At 57.9% G+C, this 19,475-nt stretch carries 24 protein-coding genes and 1 tRNA gene; 13 read left to right on the top strand and 12 right to left on the bottom strand.

Going from position 1 to position 19,475, the window contains the following annotated elements:
- Positions 1–146 precede the first annotated feature (146 nt).
- The 3 genes from rpmB (at position 147) to ACXAH3_RS13410 (ending at position 1,464) form a co-directional block, all read left to right on the top strand.
- Positions 147–434 carry a 50S ribosomal protein L28 gene (gene rpmB, locus ACXAH3_RS13420; RefSeq protein ID WP_474862597.1) on the top strand — a complete coding sequence of 96 codons (288 nt, stop codon included), beginning with the start codon at positions 147–149 and terminating at the stop codon, positions 432–434.
- A gap of 130 nt (positions 435–564) precedes the next feature.
- Positions 565–912, top strand: coding sequence for a hypothetical protein (locus ACXAH3_RS13415; RefSeq protein WP_474862596.1), 348 nt, complete (start codon positions 565–567; stop codon positions 910–912).
- Positions 913–963: 51 nt separating this feature from the next.
- The gene (locus ACXAH3_RS13410) at positions 964–1,464 is read left to right on the top strand and encodes a copper chaperone PCu(A)C (protein WP_474862778.1); all 501 of its coding nucleotides are present in this window, start codon (positions 964–966) and stop codon (positions 1,462–1,464) included.
- A gap of 309 nt (positions 1,465–1,773) precedes the next feature.
- On the opposite strand, the gene ACXAH3_RS13405 is transcribed toward ACXAH3_RS13410, so the two are convergent.
- Both ACXAH3_RS13405 and ACXAH3_RS13400 read right to left on the bottom strand, forming a co-directional pair.
- Positions 1,774–2,463 (bottom strand): NAD-dependent deacylase, encoded by a 690-nt coding sequence (locus tag ACXAH3_RS13405; protein ID WP_474862595.1) that lies wholly within the window; start codon positions 2,461–2,463, stop codon positions 1,774–1,776.
- Entirely contained in the window at positions 2,460–3,110 is a 651-nt protein-coding gene (locus ACXAH3_RS13400; RefSeq protein WP_474862594.1) for a winged helix-turn-helix transcriptional regulator, read from the bottom strand. Before ACXAH3_RS13400 ends, ACXAH3_RS13405 begins: the two co-directional genes overlap by 4 nt.
- 115 nt (positions 3,111–3,225) lie before the next feature.
- On the opposite strand from ACXAH3_RS13400, the gene ACXAH3_RS13395 reads away from it, so the two are divergent.
- On the top strand, positions 3,226–3,459 hold the full coding sequence (locus ACXAH3_RS13395) for a YdeI/OmpD-associated family protein (protein ID WP_474862593.1): 234 nt from the start codon (positions 3,226–3,228) through the stop codon (positions 3,457–3,459).
- A gap of 35 nt (positions 3,460–3,494) precedes the next feature.
- Positions 3,495–3,947, top strand: coding sequence for a low molecular weight protein-tyrosine-phosphatase (locus ACXAH3_RS13390; RefSeq protein ID WP_474862592.1), 453 nt, complete (start codon positions 3,495–3,497; stop codon positions 3,945–3,947).
- Here ACXAH3_RS13390 and ACXAH3_RS13385 read toward each other — a convergent pair.
- The 3 genes from ACXAH3_RS13385 to ACXAH3_RS13375 all read right to left on the bottom strand — a co-directional run bounded on the left by ACXAH3_RS13385 (position 3,944) and on the right by ACXAH3_RS13375 (position 5,655).
- Entirely contained in the window at positions 3,944–4,252 is a 309-nt protein-coding gene (locus ACXAH3_RS13385) for a hypothetical protein (RefSeq protein WP_474862591.1), read from the bottom strand. The two genes, ACXAH3_RS13390 and ACXAH3_RS13385, sit on opposite strands and share 4 nt — an antisense overlap.
- A 105-nt stretch (positions 4,253–4,357) precedes the next feature.
- Entirely contained in the window at positions 4,358–4,540 is a 183-nt protein-coding gene (locus tag ACXAH3_RS13380) for a hypothetical protein (RefSeq protein WP_474862590.1), read from the bottom strand.
- Positions 4,541–4,605: 65 nt separating this feature from the next.
- Entirely contained in the window at positions 4,606–5,655 is a 1,050-nt protein-coding gene (locus ACXAH3_RS13375; protein ID WP_474862589.1) for a Glu/Leu/Phe/Val family dehydrogenase, read from the bottom strand.
- Positions 5,656–5,779: 124 nt separating this feature from the next.
- Between ACXAH3_RS13375 and ACXAH3_RS13370 the strand changes: the two genes are divergently transcribed.
- The gene (locus ACXAH3_RS13370) at positions 5,780–6,235 is read left to right on the top strand and encodes an Lrp/AsnC family transcriptional regulator (protein WP_474862588.1); all 456 of its coding nucleotides are present in this window, start codon (positions 5,780–5,782) and stop codon (positions 6,233–6,235) included.
- Between the two features lie 52 nt (positions 6,236–6,287).
- Positions 6,288–8,087, top strand: coding sequence for a translation elongation factor 4 (lepA, locus tag ACXAH3_RS13365; RefSeq protein ID WP_474862587.1), 1,800 nt, complete (start codon positions 6,288–6,290; stop codon positions 8,085–8,087).
- Positions 8,088–8,379: 292 nt separating this feature from the next.
- Here the strand turns inward: lepA and ACXAH3_RS13360 are convergent, their stop codons facing one another.
- Entirely contained in the window at positions 8,380–8,919 is a 540-nt protein-coding gene (locus ACXAH3_RS13360) for a hypothetical protein (protein WP_474862586.1), read from the bottom strand.
- A 137-nt stretch (positions 8,920–9,056) separates the two neighbouring features.
- Between ACXAH3_RS13360 and ACXAH3_RS13355 the strand changes: the two genes are divergently transcribed.
- The 5 genes from ACXAH3_RS13355 to ACXAH3_RS13335 all read left to right on the top strand — a co-directional run bounded on the left by ACXAH3_RS13355 (position 9,057) and on the right by ACXAH3_RS13335 (position 11,880).
- Positions 9,057–9,563, top strand: coding sequence for a PhnA domain-containing protein (locus ACXAH3_RS13355; protein ID WP_474862585.1), 507 nt, complete (start codon positions 9,057–9,059; stop codon positions 9,561–9,563).
- A 46-nt stretch (positions 9,564–9,609) separates the two neighbouring features.
- Entirely contained in the window at positions 9,610–9,804 is a 195-nt protein-coding gene (locus ACXAH3_RS13350) for a CTP synthetase (RefSeq protein WP_474862584.1), read from the top strand.
- 75 nt (positions 9,805–9,879) lie between these two features.
- Entirely contained in the window at positions 9,880–10,059 is a 180-nt protein-coding gene (locus ACXAH3_RS13345) for a CTP synthetase (protein ID WP_474862583.1), read from the top strand.
- Positions 10,060–10,114: 55 nt separating this feature from the next.
- Positions 10,115–10,191 (top strand) — tRNA-Arg (locus ACXAH3_RS13340).
- A gap of 198 nt (positions 10,192–10,389) precedes the next feature.
- Complete coding sequence (locus ACXAH3_RS13335; RefSeq protein WP_474862582.1) at positions 10,390–11,880, top strand: calcium-binding protein; 1,491 nt, start codon at positions 10,390–10,392, stop codon at positions 11,878–11,880.
- Positions 11,881–11,901: 21 nt separating this feature from the next.
- Here the strand turns inward: ACXAH3_RS13335 and ACXAH3_RS13330 are convergent, their stop codons facing one another.
- Together ACXAH3_RS13330 and ACXAH3_RS13325 are read right to left on the bottom strand one after the other, a co-directional pair.
- The gene (locus ACXAH3_RS13330) at positions 11,902–12,582 is read right to left on the bottom strand and encodes a GntR family transcriptional regulator (RefSeq protein WP_474862581.1); all 681 of its coding nucleotides are present in this window, start codon (positions 12,580–12,582) and stop codon (positions 11,902–11,904) included.
- Between the two features lie 161 nt (positions 12,583–12,743).
- A complete protein-coding gene (locus ACXAH3_RS13325) occupies positions 12,744–13,703 on the bottom strand; it encodes a dihydrodipicolinate synthase family protein (RefSeq protein WP_474862580.1) in 960 nt (319 codons plus the stop codon).
- Between the two features lie 459 nt (positions 13,704–14,162).
- Between ACXAH3_RS13325 and ACXAH3_RS13320 the strand changes: the two genes are divergently transcribed.
- Positions 14,163–14,966, top strand: a complete 804-nt coding sequence (locus ACXAH3_RS13320; RefSeq protein ID WP_474862579.1) for a Hint domain-containing protein — start codon at positions 14,163–14,165, stop codon at positions 14,964–14,966.
- Positions 14,967–15,030: 64 nt separating this feature from the next.
- Here ACXAH3_RS13320 and ACXAH3_RS13315 read toward each other — a convergent pair whose 3' ends face one another.
- The 4 genes from ACXAH3_RS13315 to ACXAH3_RS13300 form a co-directional block, all read right to left on the bottom strand.
- Positions 15,031–16,275 carry a mandelate racemase/muconate lactonizing enzyme family protein gene (locus ACXAH3_RS13315; protein WP_474862578.1) on the bottom strand — a complete coding sequence of 415 codons (1,245 nt, stop codon included), beginning with the start codon at positions 16,273–16,275 and terminating at the stop codon, positions 15,031–15,033.
- 4 nt (positions 16,276–16,279) lie between these two features.
- A complete protein-coding gene (locus tag ACXAH3_RS13310) occupies positions 16,280–17,371 on the bottom strand; it encodes a zinc-binding dehydrogenase (protein ID WP_474862577.1) in 1,092 nt (363 codons plus the stop codon).
- Positions 17,372–17,472: 101 nt separating this feature from the next.
- Complete coding sequence (gene pcaD, locus ACXAH3_RS13305) at positions 17,473–18,270, bottom strand: 3-oxoadipate enol-lactonase (RefSeq protein WP_474862576.1); 798 nt, start codon at positions 18,268–18,270, stop codon at positions 17,473–17,475.
- The gene (locus ACXAH3_RS13300) at positions 18,271–19,470 is read right to left on the bottom strand and encodes an endonuclease/exonuclease/phosphatase family protein (RefSeq protein WP_474862575.1); all 1,200 of its coding nucleotides are present in this window, start codon (positions 19,468–19,470) and stop codon (positions 18,271–18,273) included.
- Positions 19,471–19,475: the final 5 nt, after the last annotated feature.

Genomic DNA, 19,475 nt, shown 5'->3' with positions numbered 1-19,475 from the left:
CCCCCGATTAGGCGTCTATTGACCGCGGACGGAATTCGGGGCGCTGCTGTGGCAGTGCCCGTTTGTATTGACCGGCTGGACGTGAGCGGCGCGAGGGCGCGCTGAACTTCTCACCAATCTGGCCCGAGAGAGCAAGGATAAGAGCCATGTCGCGTGTTTGCGAACTGACCGGAAAAGGCCCGATGACTGGCAACAATGTCAGCCACGCCAAAAACAGAACCCGCCGCCGGTTTCTGCCGAACCTGAACGACGTGACGCTTCAGTCGGAAGCACTGGGTCGCGCGTTCAAACTGCGCATCTCGGCTGCTGCCCTGCGTTCGGTTGACCACCGTGGTGGTCTGGACGCGTTCCTGGCAAAAGCCAAGAACGACGAGCTGTCGGCCAACGCCCTGAAGATCAAGAAAGAAATCGCGAAAGCTCTGGCAGCCGCCTAAGCCCTGCGTCTTTCTGGATCGACCAGATTATGAACCGCCCCGGCCCTTGGCTGCGGGCGGTTTTCGCGTGTGTTTTTCCCGTTACATTTTGTCACTTGCCGCCTCTGAAAAAGAGGCATAGCTAGGTGGCATGATCCGAGTGGTATTTGCATATGTTCTGGCCTTTGCGCTGACCATCACCAGCTTTGCGCTGGCGGATGCCCGTGGTGAAAGCCCTGATTTGAACGGTGCGTTTGATATGGTGCTGTGTACCGGCACCGGTATGACGACCATTACACTCGGCCCGGATGGAGAGCCCATCGAATCGGTGCACCTTTGCCCCGATGGCACATCAATCTTTGCGGCCTCGTTCTTGCTTCCTTCGATGGATACGCCAGTTTCACGGCTTGTGGCCCATATTGTCCCTTCGCAGGTCAGCCCGCCAAACGGGCGCGATGAACTGTCCCCGTCTGCCCGTGGTCCCCCGGCGCTGGTCTGATCCTTTCTTTCACGACCAATCCAAAGACCAAAGGAAAAGACTATGTTCCGTATGAAAACTGTTCTGGCTGCCGGTGCAGCCGCCCTTATCGCCATGCCCGCGTTCGCCGGTGATATCATGATCAAAGACGCCTATGCGCGTGCCTCGGGCATGAACGCCAAGGCCGGCGCTGCTTTCTTCCAGATCATGAACCACGGTGCCGAAGATGACCGCCTGATCGCTGCAACCTCTGATGCGTCTAAGCGGGTCGAGCTGCACACCCACAAGGAAATGGGCGATGGCGTTATGAAGATGATGGAAGTCGAAGAAGGCTTCCCGATCGCTGCAGGCGGCACCCATGACCTGAAACGCGGCGGAGACCACGTGATGTTCATGGGCCTGAACGCCCCCTTTGTTGATGGTGAAACCGTGACCGTCACGCTGGTCTTTGAAAAAGCTGGCGAAATGACCGTCGAGATCCCCGTCGATCTGAAGCGCAAGCCCGCGATGGCTGGCATGAGCCACGACCACGATCACAGTCATGACCACAGTCATGACCATGACGATCACTAAGCGAACTAAGATCTGTCCTTTAGATCTGGGCGCGCGGGGCGATTATGCGTCCCCAGCCCCGTGCCCCACAAAGGGGTCTCGTCAACCCCAGAGGGCCGTAGCGTATCGCTGCGGCCTTTATTGTTTCCTCTTGCCATAAACACCTTGGGGTGAGCCCCCCTAAAGGGGGCGAGGGGCAAAGCCCCTTCAAGCTTGTGTGAATTGATGCATTGCACAGCATTCGCGGCCTCTCTCTTATGTTCGAACGCGAATGCAGCACCTGTATGATATTCAGGCATCAAATCACACCAAGCGAGCCACCGAAGTCAGTTAGCTCAAGACTTCATCGACCCAAACAGGTACGATTTCACTCGCCGGACCAAAACGCGCATCATCGAAAATGCCCGCGGTTTCGGACGGCTCTAAGTTCAACTCTAACGTCGGGATGCCCATCGCCCGTGCCTCGCCCACGAACCCGGCGGCAGGATAAACAGTGCCCGAGGTGCCGATGGCGACGAACAGATCTGCCTCTCCCAAGGCCGCATAAATCGCGTCCATCTGATAAGGCATTTCACCGAACCAAACGATATCCGGTCGGGTGCGAGGTGCGCCGCAACTGGGGCAGGGTAGGGACGGTGACATTTCGCGCGGGGCTGGCCAGCGATGATTGCACTGGGCACAAAGCGCGCCTGCCAGTTCTCCATGCATGTGGATCACGTTCGTCGCGCCACCGCGTTCATGCAGATCATCGACATTCTGCGTCACCAGCGTTACTCCGCCCGCGTGTTCCAACTGCAAACGGCCCAAGGCGTGATGTGCGGCATTGGGTGCCGCGTCCAGACAGTTGGCGCGCCGCGCGTTGTAAAACGCATGCACCAACGCTGGATCGCGCGCAAAACCCTCGGGTGTAGCCACGTCCTCAAGATCGTATTTCGTCCACAGCCCGTCCACGTCGCGAAACGTTCCCAACCCGCTTTCAGCCGAAATGCCTGCGCCGGTCAGGATCAGGATATGTGTCATTTGAAGCCGCCATAGATGTCCATTGCCTTTTGCAACAGATCAAGCAGCGCGGCCACTTGCAAGGGGTCTTGTGCGGCGATCTCGCCTTGGGCGGCGAAGTTTGCGACACGCTGATCGCCCGCAGCCACGGCCTCGAGGTCTTGCCACGCAAACCCCAATCGTACTGGTGCCAAGGGCATCGCACCCGCAACCATCGCGGCGCGCCCTTGCGAGACGGTCAGCGAAAACGGTGCCTCGTCCAGCCAGATCTCGGCACGTAATTCATCCAGAGGCCCCGCGGCGCGCTCGATCGCGCCAGCCAGAACCGCGACCCGCGACGACGGCGCCTCGGTCGGCGCAGCGTCTTCGCCAGCCGGAATGTAGCGGCCAAATCGGGCCAGCTCGAATAGGATCCCGCGCGTTGCCTGCCCGCGTTCGGTCAGCGCATAGACGCGCCCGGTTTTCGACACCAGACCTTCCTCGACCAACTCGGCCAGACGCGATGACAGCATGTTGGTTGCGATCCCCGGTAATCCGTCGCGCAGTTTGCCAAAACCGGATGGGCCCGCATGTAGTTCGCGCAGAACATGCAGCGCCCAGCGGTTGCCCAGAAGGTCAAGAGAAAGGGATATCGGACAGTTCAGGGAATATGGCTTAGCACGCGACATGCGCGCCTTTTGGCGCAGCGTCGTAAGGGCTGCAAGGGCAGAATGTTGGTGTAAGCAAAACAGCGCCCGCGCGCCCGTGTTGTCCCGGCATGACAATACCAAGTAGCATGGACGCATGACCCTGAAACGCCGCCCCCAACCGATGCCCGTAGACATCGCATCCCGTCTAGATGCGGAGGGTCTGCGCCCAGCCTATGACAGCCGCCCGCCCTATCAACGCAACGATTATCTTGGCTGGATTGCCCGGGCCAAACGGCCTGCGACACGACAGAAACGTATCGACCAGATGTGCGAGGAGCTTAAGGGCGGACGGCTTTACATGAAAATGCTCTGGCGCAAGGGCGAGTAGGTGACAGCCCATCCCCGCACCGCTACAACCACTTCATGACCACACGCGTACTTTTCGTCTGTCTTGGCAATATCTGCCGCTCCCCTAGCGCCGAAGGCGTGTTTCGCGACCTTGCAGCCCAAGCCGGGTTGGACGTCCAGACCGACAGTGCAGGCACCTCGGATTGGCACGTGGGCGGCCCTCCCTATGCGCCCATGCAGACCGCAGCCAAAGCGCGCGGGTTTGACCTGTCCGATCTACGCGCGCGTCAGTTCGCCGTCCGGGATTTCGCGGATTTCGACCTGATCATAGGTATGGATGACAGCAATCTGGACAATATCGAACGACTGCGCCCCAAGGGCTCACAAACACGGGTCCAGATTTTTACGGATTTCGCGCCGGAAACCGGAATGGATCACGTGCCCGACCCTTATTACACGCGCGATTTCGACCAGACGCTTGATCTGGTCCAAGCGGCCTCACTGGGGCTGATCAAGCACCTGTCTTAACGGCAGTGCTTTGTCACCAGTGTGCCGAACTTCTTGTATTTCTGCCAAAACGCCTCGTCCGATCTGCGGTCGGACTGGCGGGTCGACTGGCTTTGGTGGGGGTCTTTAAAGAACTTGGCCACCTTCGTGCGCTCGCCACCGGACAACGTTGCATTGGCCACTTTTTGAATGCACCCACACAGGCTGCGCGTCGCATTCGGTCGATCCGCTTTCAGGCATGCACGCTCGATCGTGCCGCCCGCCAATGCCGACTGCCCTGGCAACATCGCTGCCGTTAGGGTCGCCGCAAGAACCACTCGTTTCATTCCATCACCTTAGATCCGCCTGTTCGGGTCTGATGCCCGATTGTGAGTGAAGCATATCGTGCTTAACAAAGGGTTTCAATTTCCTTGGCTTCACAATGGCGGCATTTAGATCTTGGCGACTACGAGCTCGGGGCGCAGATGCTGAATATCGGCCAATTGGCACTGTCCGAGACCGCGAAAGCCATCCATTGCGACGGGCGCTACGGCCCGAACCTCATCGAGGCTGGCCGACATGCCCAGTGCGGTGCCCAGCGTAATGGTCAGTATGTCAGACTGTTGGGGTGTCATGTGTCTCGGGCCGTTTCAGCCCGAGACCGGGTTGAGTGCCGGAGCGCCTCAACGCCCCTGTCGCGTCACGCCGCGCGTGATGTCATTGAACGGCGGACCACATCCTGTGCAACTATCGCAGGGCTAACCCCAGCCGCCTTCGCACTGTTCAGAATGTCCCCCATGGTTTCGTCCAGCGCGCGCAGTTTTTCATCCACCCAATCGATTTGATTTTCGATCGCAAGGATCTCGGTCGCGGCGTTGATGATGCCACCTCCGTTGGCGACATAATCCGGTGCATACAGAATGCCTCGTCCGTGCAGTAACTCGGCATCTTGAGGCGTGGCCAATTGGTTGTTGGCCCCGCCCGCCACGGCCTTCACCTTTAGCATCGGAATAGTGTCTGCATTCAAAATGCCGCCGATGGCACAAGGGGCGAATATGTCGGCCTCTACCCCATATATCTCGTCCAGCGACACTGGCTTTGCCCCCAAGGTGGTAACCGCTGTTTTCACACGGGTCGGGTCAATATCGGTGACGATCAACTCGGCCCCAGCCGCCTTCAAGCGATGGCACAGATGCCACCCCACATGCCCCAAACCTTGAACCGAAACGACACGACCCTTCAGTGAGGCATCTCCAAGCGCGTGCTCTGACACCTGACGGATCGCATTGAAAATCCCGCGCGCGGTGATCGGCGACGGATCGCCCGAGGCAAACTTCCCATCCGCCAGTCCTGCCACGAACCGCGTTTCCTTCGCGACTTCAGCCATGTCCGCCGGGGTCATTCCCATGTCTTCAGCCGTCCAATACCGCCCCTCGCAGGCCTCGACAGCTTTACCGAATGCTTGCAGCAGTTCGGGTGTTTTCAGCACTTTCGGGTCACCCATGATGACCGATTTTCCGCCGCCTAACGGCAGCCCCGCCGCTGCGTTTTTATACGTCATCCCCTCGGATAACCGCAGCGCGTCTGTCAGAGCCTCATCTTCCGAGCCATAGGGCTTCATGCGCAAACCGCCCGCCGCCGGACCAAGCGTGGTCGAGTGGATGGCGATGAAAGCAACCAGCCCAAACTCGGATGCCTCAACGCGGTAAACGCCTTCATGCGTGTGTGATGCAACTTCGGTGATGTTCATGATGTCCTCCCTGTTGCGAACAGGTTAACGACGTGACCCAGAGGAAACTCACCAAATTCAGGCGTCGACTCAGGTAATGTTAGAGATTATCTTATGTGAAAGACACCGAGACGAGAGAAATCTAATGGATGCCATCGACCGCCGCATCATCGCCGCTCTGCAGGAAAACGGCCGCCAGAAGCTCGGTGACCTTGCCAGCGCTGTCGGTCTGTCCCCCACCCCTTGCGCCCGCCGCATCACCGCTCTGGAAGAGGCTGGCGTCATCACAGGCTACGGCGCCCGTGTTGATCAAGCCAAGCTTGGCCTGCCCGTGACGGTCTTCATCTCGGTCGAACTGGAAAGCCAAATGGGCGAGGCCGTCACCAAATTCGAACGCGCCGTTTCGCGTATGGACGAAGTGATGGAGTGCCACTTGATGAGCGGTAACCGAGACATCCTTCTGCGCGTCGTCGTCGCCGACCTGACCGCTTTCGACCGCTTCATGGAAGATAAACTGATGCGCGTCGACGGCATCGCGCGGATGCGGTCAAGCTTCACCTTGCGGACGATGGTGACGCGGAATGTGCTGCCCGTAGAGTAGGGGATGTATCGAAGTCCTTGACGGCCCTTTAAAACCACATCATATCCGGCCCATGACCGACCTGAAACACATCCGCAATTTCTCGATCGTGGCGCATATTGACCACGGCAAATCCACGTTGGCTGATCGTCTTATTCAAGAGACGAACACCGTTGCCGACCGGGACATGAAAGAGCAGATGCTCGACAGTATGGATATCGAGCGCGAGCGCGGGATTACCATTAAGGCCAACACTGTGCGGATCGAGTATTCCGCCGATGACGGGCAGGACTATGTCCTGAACCTGATCGACACCCCCGGCCACGTAGACTTCGCGTATGAGGTCAGCCGGTCGATGAAAGCCGTCGAAGGCTCGCTCTTGGTTGTGGACTCGACCCAAGGTGTGGAAGCGCAGACGCTGGCCAATGTCTATCAGGCCATCGATGCGGACCACGAGATTGTGCCGGTTCTGAACAAGATCGACTTGCCCGCCAGCGATTGTGACCGCGTGGCCGAGCAGATCGAGGATGTGATCGGTATTGATGCCTCGGGCGCCATCCAGGTGTCTGCGAAAACCGGGCAGGGCATCCGCGAGACGCTGGAAGCCATCGTCAACGAATTGCCCGCCCCGACCGGCGACCCTGATGCGCCGCTGAAGGCCATGCTGGTGGACAGCTGGTACGACGCTTATCTGGGCGTGATCGTTCTGATCCGCGTGATCGACGGCAAGCTGAAAAAGGGCGAGCGGATCCGCATGCTCTCGACCGATGCTGTTTACCCGGTGGACCGCGTGGGCGTGTTCACGCCGGAAATGCAGCCCATCGACGTGCTTGGCCCCGGCGAAATCGGCTTCCTGACGGCCTCGATCAAGCAGGTGCGGGACACGCGTGTGGGCGACACGATCACGCATGAGAAGAAAGGCACGGAAGACGCGCTGCCGGGCTTTAAGCCTGCACAGCCCGTTGTGTTCTGTGGCCTGTTCCCCGTTGATTCAGCCGAGTTCGAAGACCTGCGCGATTCCATCGAAAAGCTGGCCCTGAACGACGCGTCGTTTAGTTACGAAATGGAGACCTCGGCCGCGCTGGGCTTTGGCTTCCGCTGTGGCTTCCTGGGCCTTCTGCACCTCGAAGTCATCCGCGACCGGATCGAGCGTGAATATAACATCGAGCTGATTACCACCGCCCCCTCGGTCATCTATCACGTCTATCTGAAAGACGGCTCGATGATCGAGCTGCACAACCCCGCCGACATGCCCGACCTGTCCGTCGTCGACCACTTGGAAGAGCCGCGCATCAAGGCGACGATCCTTGTGCCTGACGAGTATCTGGGCGACGTGCTGAAACTGTGTCAGGACCGTCGCGGTATCCAGATGGACCTGACCTATGCGGGTTCACGTGCGATGGTCGTTTATGACCTGCCGCTGAATGAAGTAGTGTTCGACTTCTATGATCGCCTGAAATCGGTAACAAAAGGTTACGCGAGCTTCGATTACCAGATGATCGGCTATCGCGAGGACTTCCTTGTGAAAATGTCCGTCCTTGTGAATGACGAGCCGGTGGACGCCCTGTCAACCATGGTGCACCGCGACCGCGCGCAACAACGTGGTCGCGCCATGTGCGAGAAGCTGAAAGACCTGATCCCGCGCCACATGTTCAAGATCCCGATCCAAGCGGCCATCGGCGGCAAAGTCATCGCCCGCGAGACGCTGTCGGCCATGCGTAAGGACGTGACCGCCAAGTGTTACGGCGGCGACGCGACCCGGAAGAAGAAACTGCTGGAGAAGCAGAAGGCGGGTAAGAAGAAGATGCGCCAGTTCGGCAAGGTGGATATCCCGCAAGAAGCTTTCATTAATGCGTTGAAAATGGACGACTAAACAGTCGTCCATTTAGCATTAATGAAAGACAGTGGGCGAAAGCGAATTGCGCAGCAAATCGCGTGCGCACCCCCTCGCAACTCCGTCGAATCCGTTTCCAGACTCCCCTTAGCGCTCCAAGAGGGAACGCTAACCCGTCGCCTCATCCCAACACCTTCCCGTCCGGTCGACAGACCGGACAACGCCCGACCCTCCCCACGGGAGGGCGTTCCGCCCACCCAGGGTCAGGCGATGTCCTACTTCGAAGAATCAATCAGCATCCTAAATGTTATTGCTTAGAGTGCTGTTGCACTTACATATCCAGACCTTTTCGCAACAAAACTTTTCCGTTCTGAATTGCGGTATCTAAGCCTACAACCGATCTTAGTATTCGGTCCGCGTCCTCAATTAGTTGAAGAGCCAAATCTCGATCAACAACCGTTTTCTCGGATTCGTATATGATCTTGCCATGCGACTTTTTCTTATGAGAGTAGATTACTCTAAGAATGTTACTGCCTTGTTCAACGAAGAATGCACCGTGAGCCGCGATGTGTCGATTCGTCTGATAAGTCCCCAACCAGTTTGCCAAGGTGAAAAGCAGTTCACTGTTTTCTGGGTCCAGCGTTCTACTGCTTTTCCTAAGTTGTTTAATTAGGTCGTTAACGCCCATTTTTCGCAATTGGTGAAACCGAAGGCTATGCTCTTCATCGCCATCCACAAGACCTTCAATAGTGCAAATTAGCGAACAAACGCTTGTTTCGATGTGCGCGCAAGTCTGGAGATACAGTCCCAAATCGTAGATAAATTGGCTCGGCAGTTCGTCTTCAACGATTGGTCTAGTTTTTTCGTCCATACCCAGCCGAACCCGATTTAACGCTCAATCAATTAACCAAACGCAAGTGCACAAGCAGAATTACGGCGTATTGGCTTGCTAACCATATCGGTTATTAGCAGTCGTAACCATAGTATCGCAACTTAGGAACTTGCCCCATGCCTTGCCCCCTCTGCGCCGCAGACGCGCCTCTTTCCTCTTTCCCCGTTCCCGGCGGACCCGCTGACGCCTCGGCGGTGATTTGCGCCACCTGTGCCGCTCAGATCGACGGCACGCCGGATGAAAGCCATTGGCGCGGGCTGGCGTCCTCGATGTGGTCCGAGGATGCGGCGGTTCAGGTGTTGTCGGTGCGTATGTTGAAGCGGTTGGATGCCGCGTGGGCGCGGGACTTGCTGGATCAGGTCTATCTGTACGAGGATACGCAGGCGTGGGTTGATAATGTGGCCGCGGCCTCGAACCACAAGGACAGCAACGGGGTCACCTTGAATGCCGGGGATAACGTGGTGTTGATCAAAGATCTGCCGGTGAAGGGTGCTGGCTTCACGGCGAAGCGCGGAACGGCGGTTCGGGGGATCAGCCTTGTCGCCGACAATCCCGAGCATATCGAGGGCCGCGTGGAAGGGCAGCGCATTGTCATTCTGACGCAGTTCGTGAAGAAGAAATAGCCAGCGCGGGTCCCGTGGGCTATGCCGCCCGGAAAGGAGACCCGTCATGCGCGCCCCACTTTGGAAAATCGTCGCCACGTTTTACGGCATTATCGGTTCGACCATCGCGTCGATGCTGGTGGTGATTGCGTTGGTGAACGGCGTGTCGGGTCTGTGGCCGCTTCTGGGCGCGGCAGCGGTGGGTTTCGTGATTGCCCTGCCGGTGAGCTACTATGTCGCGCGTGCGATGTCGGGCGATTGATCCGGATCAATGCGGCCATTCTTGTTAAGTGCGTAAGGCTAAACGGTACATCGCATCTTATATGGGGAATTCACGATGCTCCGCTTAGCTTTGATCCTATATGCCATCATCGGCACATCCCTTGCAGGTATCTTCATGGTCGCCGCTTTGACGATGGGAATGGACACCGCACAGCCGATTATCTGGGCCGCAGCCGCCGGATTTGCCGTCGGTCTTCCGGTCTCGTGGTTTATTGCAAAGCAGATCGACGCCTGAGCCTGAGTTTTCAGGTTGAAACTGCACCGCGCGCGGGGGTAATGCTCTTGCGTGCGGTCCCTTAGCTCAACTGGATAGAGCAGCTGACTTCTAATCAGCAGGTTGAGGGTTCGAGTCCTTCAGGGATCGCCAGTTTACTTGTCCGTTTTGTTGCCGTGGATTGCGCGGAATTGGCACCGCAGTCGCCATGCATGCTTGGTTGCATACAAGCAGGTTGGCCACGCCTAGCATCCTATCCAAAAGGTTTGGTTTTCCTGACTTGACGCAACGTCGGGTCTGCGGTTCCATCGCGGGAATTTGTTGTAACTCTTTCAGATACTTGGAGCCGAAATGCCTCAGAATGGAACGACTGGAAATGACACCCTGACCGCAACGGGTTCAGACTATATCGTTAACGGGCTGGGCGGGGATGACACGCTGATCGGAGGGAGCAGCTACAGCTTCTATGGGCCGTACACCTTTGATTACAGCGCTTTCCTTGGCTATCACGCGGTTGAACGGACGTATTTCCCCGTCGGCGGGTTGATCCAAACGCCCGACCAGTTGAACGGCGGGGCGGGCCATGACACGCTTTTGGGCGGGGCAGGGTCTGATGTTTTGGCTGGTGGCAACGGGATGGATGACGTGCGCGGACAGGGCGGTCACGACATTCTGGTGAATGGTGGTGGGCAGGACATCTATCGCGGCGGCAATGGCCAAGACACGTTTGTGGTCGAGGCGAACACAGGGTCGCAGAAATTCATTATTAATCTATCGCAGAACAAGATTTGGAACGACAGCTTTGGCAAGACCGAAACCGTTACCAGTGTCGAGCATGTGACCGGAGCCACGAACCGCGCGAATGATCTGATCGGCAAGGCTGGTACCAATGTGTTGATCGGCGGCAACAAGAAGGATTTGCTGAACGGCAAGAGCGGCGATGATGTGCTGGAAGGCGGGCGCGGGAAAGACACCTATATTGGGGGCAGCGGCAATGATTGGGCGACGGTCGCAGCCAATCAGAACTCCGGTATCAAGGTCAATCTTATCCAGGAAAAGGTTATCGACGACGGGGCTGGCAACACCGAGGTTATTCGCGGGGTCGAGAACCTGAACGGGACTGCGAATGCGGACCGCTTGTTCGGCGACAACGGTGCCAACATCTTTTCACCCAACGGCGGTGCGGATGTCATCAACGGAAAGGGTGGCAATGACACTTTGATCTTCGGCGTGAACTTCGTTCTCAATGGAACCGGAGCACTGGTCGCGGATTTGGCTGCTGGCACGTTTACCTTTGGCAATGGCCCGCAAGGGACGGTGACGAATGTCGAGAACTTGATCGGATCATATTACGGAGCAGACACGCTGAAAGGGGATGGCGGCGACAACATCCTTGTGGCGGGCGGATCGCTGTTGATTACCGATTTTCTGATCGGGATTCAGTCCGGTGATGTCCTGCGCGGGCGCGGCGGCGACGATAAGCTGATGGGTAATGGTATAGACGTTCAAATGTTCGGCGGCGCGGGGGATGATAATCTGATCTCGGCCTTTGGTTATACGGACGAACTGAGCGGCGGGGCGGGTGCAGACCTGTTCATTTTCAAGGGCAACGCCGGTGCCAGTGCGACCCGGACCGTGAAGGATTTCGAGGATGACGTGGACACTGTTCGCATCAAGGCCAGCGAATTTGGCCTGAACCCCAGCCTATCTGCCACGGATGTGATCAACACCTATGGGACTACGGTGAACGGCCATGCGGCGCTGGATATCGCAGGCGAACGGATCGTGTTCGAGGGGGTGACCAACATCAACGATCTGGCTGATGATCTAGTGTTGTTCTAAAGCGCGGGATGGCGCTGGGCCTCAGTTGGCTTCGGCTTCGCGCAGTTCGGCAATCATCTGAACCAGTTCGTCCTTGGTGTTGCTGATGTGGTGGGTCAGCAGCGCTGCAGCGGCGTCAACGTCACGGGCCTTGGCGAAGTTTAGAAGACTGCGATGCTCGCCCTTGGCGGCCTCGCGTTGTCCGGCGACGCTGAGATGCAGGCGCACATAACGGTCGGATTGCAAGTCTACACGGTGCAGCAGTTCGTTGGTCAAACCCCGCCCAGCAGCGGCATATAGCGCCGAGTGATAGTCAAAGTTCAGCGCGCCCCAATGGGCTACGTCATCTGCATCATACGAGGTCTCCATTGCCTCAAGGACCGCCTCGCATCGATCGAAATCAGCCTGCGTCATCAAGGGGATGGCACGCTTGAACAGATCGACTTCGATCAGGATGCGCAGATCAAACATCTCGGCAATTTCGGCGATCGAGTGTTTAACCACCGACGCGCCGCGATTGTTTGTCAGATGTACTAGGCCCTCGGAATCCAACCGCTTCAGCGCTTCGCGGATCGGCATCCGTGATACGTCATATTCATCGGCCAAAGCTTCCTGCCGGATCACCGTGCCTTCGGGCAATTCTCCGTTGAGTATCCGCTCGCGCAGGTCATTTGCGATGACATCCGGCAGGCTTTGTCGAGCGATCTTGCGTTTGGCAGTCATAGGGCGTCCCGGTTCGTGTTTAGCGGGCATTTTGGAATGCAAGAACGGGATGCGCAAGGGGGCGGGGCGGCGATGGCGTCTCCGATTTCGCCCCCTGCATTGGCAGAGACCACATGGATGATTTTGCTGCTGCGCATCTGGTCCCTTCGTCCCTCGCCAACTTACATGCACTCGGTGATGACACTACCTTGTTTCGACCAATCGGCAAACCATGTCTGGAACAGCTTATATTGCTGTTCGCAATAGTTGCGCTGCGCGTCCGACAGCGCGTCGGTTTCGTTGAAATGCAGGCGGTATTCATCCTCGCCGTTCAACACCAGAAGATGCTTGTAATACAGCACCAGATCCGTGCCTTCATCAAAGCTGGCCAGTACGCCAAAGGCGTCTTCTAGTTCCTGCGCGCGCTTGCGGGCTTCGGCATGGCCTTCGGCGGCTTTCTGGGACAGAGCGGCCAGCAGCAGGGCTTCTTTCGGAAGGGCGGTGCCGATCCCGGTGATGGATCCGGTTGCGCCGCAATTGACGAAACCATGATAAACCTCGGTATCGACGCCGACCATCAGTGTCACGCTGTCGTCTTGGCTGGTGATATGTTCCGCAGCATAGCGCAGATCATCTTTTCCGCCGAATTCCTTGAACCCGATCAAGTTGGGGTGTTCGGCGCGCAGGGCAAAGAACAGATCCGCTTTGGTGGCGAAACCATAAACTGGACTGTTATAGATGATGGCAGGCACGTCCGGGGCGGCTGACAGAATGGCTTTGAAGTGGTTTTTCTGCGCTGCCATCGATGACCCGCGCGACAATACGCGCGGGATCACCATCAGACCAACGGCGCCAACCTTTTGCGCGTGGGCGGCATGGGCCACTGCCGATTTCGAATTAATCGCACCGGTACCCACCACGACTGGAATGCCAGCCTGAACCAGACGCTCAACTCCGGTCATTCGCTCTTCATCCGTCAGAAGCGGCCAATCGCCCATGGATCCGCAATAGACGACAGCAGACATGCCAGCTGCGATCATTTCCTGACCTTTGCGTACCAGCGCATCGTAATCCGGAGTGCGGTCATCTTTGCAAGGAGTCATCAGGGCGGGCATCGTGCCAGAGAATACGGTCTTGGGCATAAGGTTTCCTTTGCAGTCTGGTTGCTTGGATGGCGTTTCCATCATCTATGCGCAAAATGTATCCAAAATCCAGAAATTTGTCCGACGCCGAGAATCTGGGCGCTGAAGTAAGGGATATTGCCCCACTGTCGGAGCAATACATCTTAAGGTGAGTGCTGTAGTAAATTTCCCTCTTTGAGGGAGTGGCGTGTTTGCTTTACCATATCCAACATCACCGCCCGAAATGGGGTGATGCCAAGATGGAGAGAGCTACGACCAAGACTTACGACCCATATGACTTTAGATGGAAATTGGCGACATTTTGGTCGGCATGCCCATTGTATTGTGCGGCGCTTTATTGTCCGCTCATTAGGAGGGAGTTGAGCTATTCCCACCTATAACGTCCAAGGCTGGATTTGGTCCGGTACGGGAACTCCCATCACGCTGCTACCGGTGGTCATCGAAGACGATGATCCCAACATGTCACCCTATTTCACCAGTGATCCCTCTGAGGAAATCACAATTGGTGGGACGACATACACCAACCCACAAGGTGGGACATATGAGCTGACATTCACAGATTCTGGCGGCACAACTCACACCGAAGACTTCTATCTTTGGAGCACGGGTAGCAACTATATCTTTGTGCCTGCCCCCGGATCGGCATTCGACAACGGTTCGACTGTCACGTCATTGGGAGGTTGGCAGGAATACACGACGGGGTTTGCGTGGGCGGATGTGACCTGTTTTACGTCAGGCGCTTTGATTGAAACCGAGCTTGGACCCGTTCCAATTGAGAACGTTCAAGTAGGCGACAGAGTTCTTACAGCAGAGGGTCTGAAAGCGGTTCGATGGATCGGCAAAAGCCCTGTCGAACTGGATAAGTTGCTGCACAATCCCAAGCTGTTCCCAATCCGTATTGTCGCCGGCGCGCTGGGCGATGGATTGCCCAAGCGTGATCTGCTGGTGTCGCGTCAGCATCGGATGCTGGTCCGCTCTCCGATTGCACAGCGGATGTTCGGGACCACGGACGTGTTGGTCCATGCGATCAAGCTGACGCAGCTTCCGGGGATCTTTGTTGACCAGTCAATGACGGACGTAACGTATTACCACATGCTGTTTGACGACCATCAGATCGTGTTCGCAGAAGGCGCCCCAAGCGAAAGCCTTTATACCGGTCCTGAGGCGTTGAAGGCCATCAGTGATGAGGCACGGGACGAGGTTTTGACGCTGTTCCCGGAACTGGCGGAAAGGGACTATTCGCCGCGTTCTCACCACTGGTAAACGCCAGAAACAGCTGGTGGCGCGGCATCTGAAGAACCAAAAGCCGCTTTTGTCGAGTGACTGATCAGCCGTTGTCGACGGGGGCGGGCGCACCGCCTTCAAAGCAGTTTTCCTCGGTATAGCTGCACGGGGCTTCCTGCATTTCCAGATGCAATCCGTCGCCCGTATAGGGATGCGAACGCATCAGGGCTTCATCGGGTTCGATACCCAACCCCGGCGCGTCGGGCGGGATCACAAAGCCATCTTCCCAACGGATCGTGTGACCGATTAAGGCAAGGTGAAAGTCGCCACCCTGTTCAATAGTCTCGACCATCAAAAGGTTCGGGATCGAAGCGCCCAGATGCAGGTTCGCGGCCCATTCAATCGGACCTGCGTAAAGATGCGGGGCGATCAGTGCATTGTGGACCTCAGCGATGGCGGCGATCTTCTTGGCCTCCCAAATGCCGCCTGCGCGGCCAAGCGCGGGTTGCAGGATTGATGCTGCCCCTTGGCGCAGCACTTCCGCAAACTCGGCCTTGGTGGACAGGCGTTCTCCAGTCGCAACGGGGACAGAGCTGGCGCGGGCGACCTTAGCCATTTCTGTGATGTTGTCTGGCGGGATGGGTTCTTCGAACCAAAGCGGTTGATAGGGGGCGATAGCTTCTGCCATGCGGATCGCGCCGCTGGTGGTGAACTGACCGTGGGTGCCGAACAGTAGGTCGGCACGGTCGCCTACTGCCTCGCGGATGGCTTTGCAGAAGGCCTCGGACCGGGAAATGTCCTTCATCGAGGGCATATGCCCGGACCGGATCGTGTATGGCCCAGCGGGGTCAAATTTAAGCGCGGTAAAACCCTGTTCGACGCGGGTAAGAGCAGCCTCGGCGGCCATCTCGGGTGAAGTCCAGAAGGCGGGTAGGGGGTGGTCTGGGTTTGGGTAAAGGTAAGTGTAGGAGCGCAAGCGTTCATTCACCTTGCCGCCTAATAACGCCCACACCGGACGACCCCGCGCTTTTCCAAGGATGTCCCAGCAGGCAATTTCCAGCCCCGAAAACGCACCCATCACCGTGGGATCAGGGCGTTGTGTGAACCCAGCCGAATAGGCGCGGCGTAACATCAATTCGATGTTTTCGGGATTTTCACCCTGCATGTGGCGGGCGAATACGTCCTCGATCACAGCACGCATGGCGTCGGGGCCAACGGCGCTGGCATAAACCTCGCCCCAGCCAGTGATCCCGTCATCGGTCGTCACCTTCACGAAGATCCAATAGCGACCACCCCAGCCGGGGGCAGGTGGTGCGGTAACGATGATGTCGAGATCTTTAAGCTTCATGCACTCAGGCCTTATCAAACAAGATGACGTTGCGCCGCGCCGCGCCTGTTTTGGTGTCGGCAATCGCCTCGTTTATCTGATCCAGCGACCAGCGGCCCGAAATCAATTCGTCCAGTTTCAACCGCCCCTGCTGGTAGAGGTCGATCATCCATGGAATGTCGCGCTGGATCACCACGTCGCCCATCTTGGACCCGACCATGCCCTGCCCAAGAGCCGCTAGTATCACAGGTTCATAGCTGGACATGTCGCCGGAATGGGGCATTCCGACCATCACCACCTTGCCACCTGGCGCAAGGTATCGCGGGGCGGTGTCATAGGCGGGGATTGCGCCGACTGTGACCAGCACCGCATCCGCCCCGCGCCCAGCGGCCTGAATGGTGGCTTTCCACGGCTTGGGGTCGGAGGCGAGGACACCGTCGGTCGCCCCGAACTCCATCGCTGCTGCCAGTTTTTCCTCGGTCATGTCTACCGCGATGATGCGCGAGGCCCCGGCGATGCGCGCGCCTTGGATGGCGTTCAGGCCGACGCCGCCCGCACCGATCACAACCACTACGTCCCCCGCGCGCACTTTGCCCGCATTGACCGCTGCGCCGACCCCGGTGATTACGCCACAGGCCAACAGGGATGCGACGTCCATCGCCATATCTTCGGGCAGTTTCACAACTTGGCTTTGTTCAACGACAACGCGTTCGGCGAACCCTCCGGTTGCCATCGCCTGATGCAGCTTACCACCATCCGAGGTCTTGATCGGCCCGTGATCACCGTCATACGAGGTTTCACAAGTGACAGGAGACCCCGACGCGCAGCTTGGACAGGTTTGACACGCGCGGATCAATGTCACCACAACAGGGTCACCCACCGACAGCCCCTTTACATGATCGCCCATTTTGGTAATGCGACCGGCAGCTTCGTGCCCGTAAACGGCGGGCAACGATCCACCCCAAGCGCCGTCCAGATAGGATATGTCGCTGTGGCAAATGGCGACGGCATCCAGTGTAACCTCGACCTCGCTGCCTTCTGGCGGGCGGATGGCGATGTCTTCGATAACCAGAGGTTTCCCAAACTCGTGGCAAACGGCGGCTTTGATCCGGTCCATGGCGGCTCCTGTCGGTATCTGTTTTCCAGAAAGCTTGCGCGGAAAACCAGGGATTGCCAACAAGTCTGCGACAGGAAGAGCGGAAAGCGACGTGGCGTTTCTTAATAATGCCCGATTGAGCGCAGAAAGTCCGTCAGAAGCGCGGCATATTCATCAGGCCTTTCGATCGGGGGCATATGGCCGGTGCCGCGGATCAGCTCGAACCGCGATCCGGGGATCAGCCCGGCGGTTTCGCGCACCATGTCAGCGGGGGTCGAGCCGTCTTCGCTGCCCGCAATCGCCAGCGTAGGCAGACGCAAAGCCGCCGTGCTTTCGTAAAGGTCGGTGTCGGCGATGGCCTCCATACAGCCCAGATAGCCCTGAAGCGGCGTGGCGCGCATTCGTGCACGGGCTTGATCGCAAAGCTCTGGATGATCCCGGCGGGTCGCGCGGGAAAACCAGCGCTCTATGTTGGCTTCCGTAACGGCGTCGATGCCGCCTTCGCGCACCGCTTTGATGCGGTCGGCCCATTGCCAAGGTGTGCCGATCTTCGCCGCGCTGTTCGAGATCACCAGCCCACGCACCAGATCCAACCGCTCGGCCGCCAACCCCTGCGCGATGATGCCGCCGATAGACAACCCGACAAAGACGCAGGCTTTCACGCGCAGACTGTCCAAGGTCGCGCCCGCATCGCCGACCAGATCGCCCATCGGATAGGGGCCATCTGGGCAGGGGCTTTGACCATGGCCGCGCATATCCATTCGGATCAGGCGCAAGTGATTGGGCAGGGCGTCGATCACCGCGTCCCACATGGTCAGGTCGGACCCAAGCGCATGGGCAAAGACCACGGGCGGGCCATCTTTGGGGCCGGTTTCAACGGAGTGAAGTGTGATGCCATTCGCATCGGGGATTATGAACATTTAGTCATCCAGCAAGGTCAAATGCGCCATGATTTGCCCGTGATCCGAGGCGAGCTTGTTATAAGGCGCTTCTGGGTGCGAACCATCGGTGATGTGGTCGTTCAAGACGCTGAAATAGGTCATGTCGGCGATCCGATCCGCATTGTCCGGGTGGAAATGGCGGCTGAGGAAAATCTGGTCGATGCTCTCAAATACGCCCCCGAACGCCGAGGTATAGACCATGTCGCGCAGGGATTTCCGTACGAACAGCTTTTCAGCGGAATGCAGGCGCACAGCTTCGATGTCGCGGGTGATCTGTGCACTTTCTTCGCGTGAATACCGGTCACGGTCGGTCTTTGCGTCATGGCGCAGCATCCAAGCGTAATTCTTGAACGGCACTTCGCCCGCGATGATCTCGGAACTGACGGCGTGTTCGCCGTCGTTGAAATCGCCCATGACGGCGACGGGGTGGCCAGCGTTCAGTTCTTTGACGACAAGCGTCCGCAGCACCCAGGCTTCGGCCATCCGGCGCATGGCGGAACGGGCAGAGCCGAGGGCGCGACCCACAGGATCATAGGCGGTTAGATCCACCTCGGGGGCGAAGGCGGCGCCCTCGGGACGGATGAACTCGCCCAGTTTGGATTTCAGGTGGCAGTTGAAGATGGTTATCACCTGATCGCCGACCGGAACACGAACCTTCAGGATCGGGCGGGACAGGCGGGTTAGGGTATAGTGCCCGGCATCCCCGTCATCGCCCCGCAGAGCCGGGAAGGGGATGGTCAGTGGTTCAGGCAGATCCTGAATAACCTCGGGGTCGCCCACAAAGCCAAACCGAGACAGCACAGCTACGCCCGGACGCCGGTGGCCGGGATCTCCGTCGGCCGAGTTCGGCGCGAAGGCTAAACCGTCTTTGGGCCACGGTTTGACCGCAAGCTTGCGAAAAATCGCCTTGCGGTGATAGCGTTTGGTTTCGTCTGGAATTGTCGCCGCGTTCAGATCGTGGGCACGGGTGTTCGCTTCGCCGATCACATCCAGAAGGGCGTCTTCTTCAAAGATCTCTTGAAAGCCGATGATATCGGCATCCAGCGACATCATTTGATCCGCCATCCAATCACGCTTCCACGCGTATTCTTCGGGCGTATAGCGTTGAAACTGGTAATATTCCTGGTCCGCGCCAATCAGGTTTTTGACGTTGAACGAGGCCATCGTGAAATCGGTCATTTGGG

It is taken from the genome of Aliiroseovarius sp. ABM4_368, assembly GCF_056161205.1.
Note: the sequence above shows the minus strand (reverse complement) of the source record. Positions and strands in the feature narration are given on the sequence as shown.

Coding starts and splice junctions, on each gene's coding strand:
- ACXAH3_RS13370 (WP_474862588.1), top strand. CDS start 5,780: ATGGATGCCATCGACCGCCGCATCATCGCCGCTCTGCAGGAAAACGGC.
- ACXAH3_RS13405 (WP_474862595.1), bottom strand. CDS start 2,463: ATGACACATATCCTGATCCTGACCGGCGCAGGCATTTCGGCTGAAAGC.
- ACXAH3_RS13325 (WP_474862580.1), bottom strand. CDS start 13,703: ATGCCCAAGACCGTATTCTCTGGCACGATGCCCGCCCTGATGACTCCT.
- ACXAH3_RS13300 (WP_474862575.1), bottom strand. CDS start 19,470: ATGACCGATTTCACGATGGCCTCGTTCAACGTCAAAAACCTGATTGGC.
- ACXAH3_RS13335 (WP_474862582.1), top strand. CDS start 10,390: ATGCCTCAGAATGGAACGACTGGAAATGACACCCTGACCGCAACGGGT.
- ACXAH3_RS13345 (WP_474862583.1), top strand. CDS start 9,880: ATGCTCCGCTTAGCTTTGATCCTATATGCCATCATCGGCACATCCCTT.
- ACXAH3_RS13395 (WP_474862593.1), top strand. CDS start 3,226: ATGACCCTGAAACGCCGCCCCCAACCGATGCCCGTAGACATCGCATCC.
- ACXAH3_RS13355 (WP_474862585.1), top strand. CDS start 9,057: ATGCCTTGCCCCCTCTGCGCCGCAGACGCGCCTCTTTCCTCTTTCCCC.
- pcaD (WP_474862576.1), bottom strand. CDS start 18,270: ATGTTCATAATCCCCGATGCGAATGGCATCACACTTCACTCCGTTGAA.
- ACXAH3_RS13320 (WP_474862579.1), top strand. CDS start 14,163: ATGTCACCCTATTTCACCAGTGATCCCTCTGAGGAAATCACAATTGGT.
- ACXAH3_RS13315 (WP_474862578.1), bottom strand. CDS start 16,275: ATGAAGCTTAAAGATCTCGACATCATCGTTACCGCACCACCTGCCCCC.
- ACXAH3_RS13350 (WP_474862584.1), top strand. CDS start 9,610: ATGCGCGCCCCACTTTGGAAAATCGTCGCCACGTTTTACGGCATTATC.
- ACXAH3_RS13380 (WP_474862590.1), bottom strand. CDS start 4,540: ATGACACCCCAACAGTCTGACATACTGACCATTACGCTGGGCACCGCA.
- lepA (WP_474862587.1), top strand. CDS start 6,288: ATGACCGACCTGAAACACATCCGCAATTTCTCGATCGTGGCGCATATT.
- ACXAH3_RS13400 (WP_474862594.1), bottom strand. CDS start 3,110: ATGTCGCGTGCTAAGCCATATTCCCTGAACTGTCCGATATCCCTTTCT.
- ACXAH3_RS13375 (WP_474862589.1), bottom strand. CDS start 5,655: ATGAACATCACCGAAGTTGCATCACACACGCATGAAGGCGTTTACCGC.
- ACXAH3_RS13385 (WP_474862591.1), bottom strand. CDS start 4,252: ATGAAACGAGTGGTTCTTGCGGCGACCCTAACGGCAGCGATGTTGCCA.
- ACXAH3_RS13360 (WP_474862586.1), bottom strand. CDS start 8,919: ATGGACGAAAAAACTAGACCAATCGTTGAAGACGAACTGCCGAGCCAA.
- ACXAH3_RS13410 (WP_474862778.1), top strand. CDS start 964: ATGAAAACTGTTCTGGCTGCCGGTGCAGCCGCCCTTATCGCCATGCCC.
- ACXAH3_RS13310 (WP_474862577.1), bottom strand. CDS start 17,371: ATGGACCGGATCAAAGCCGCCGTTTGCCACGAGTTTGGGAAACCTCTG.
- rpmB (WP_474862597.1), top strand. CDS start 147: ATGTCGCGTGTTTGCGAACTGACCGGAAAAGGCCCGATGACTGGCAAC.
- ACXAH3_RS13330 (WP_474862581.1), bottom strand. CDS start 12,582: ATGACTGCCAAACGCAAGATCGCTCGACAAAGCCTGCCGGATGTCATC.
- ACXAH3_RS13415 (WP_474862596.1), top strand. CDS start 565: ATGATCCGAGTGGTATTTGCATATGTTCTGGCCTTTGCGCTGACCATC.
- ACXAH3_RS13390 (WP_474862592.1), top strand. CDS start 3,495: ATGACCACACGCGTACTTTTCGTCTGTCTTGGCAATATCTGCCGCTCC.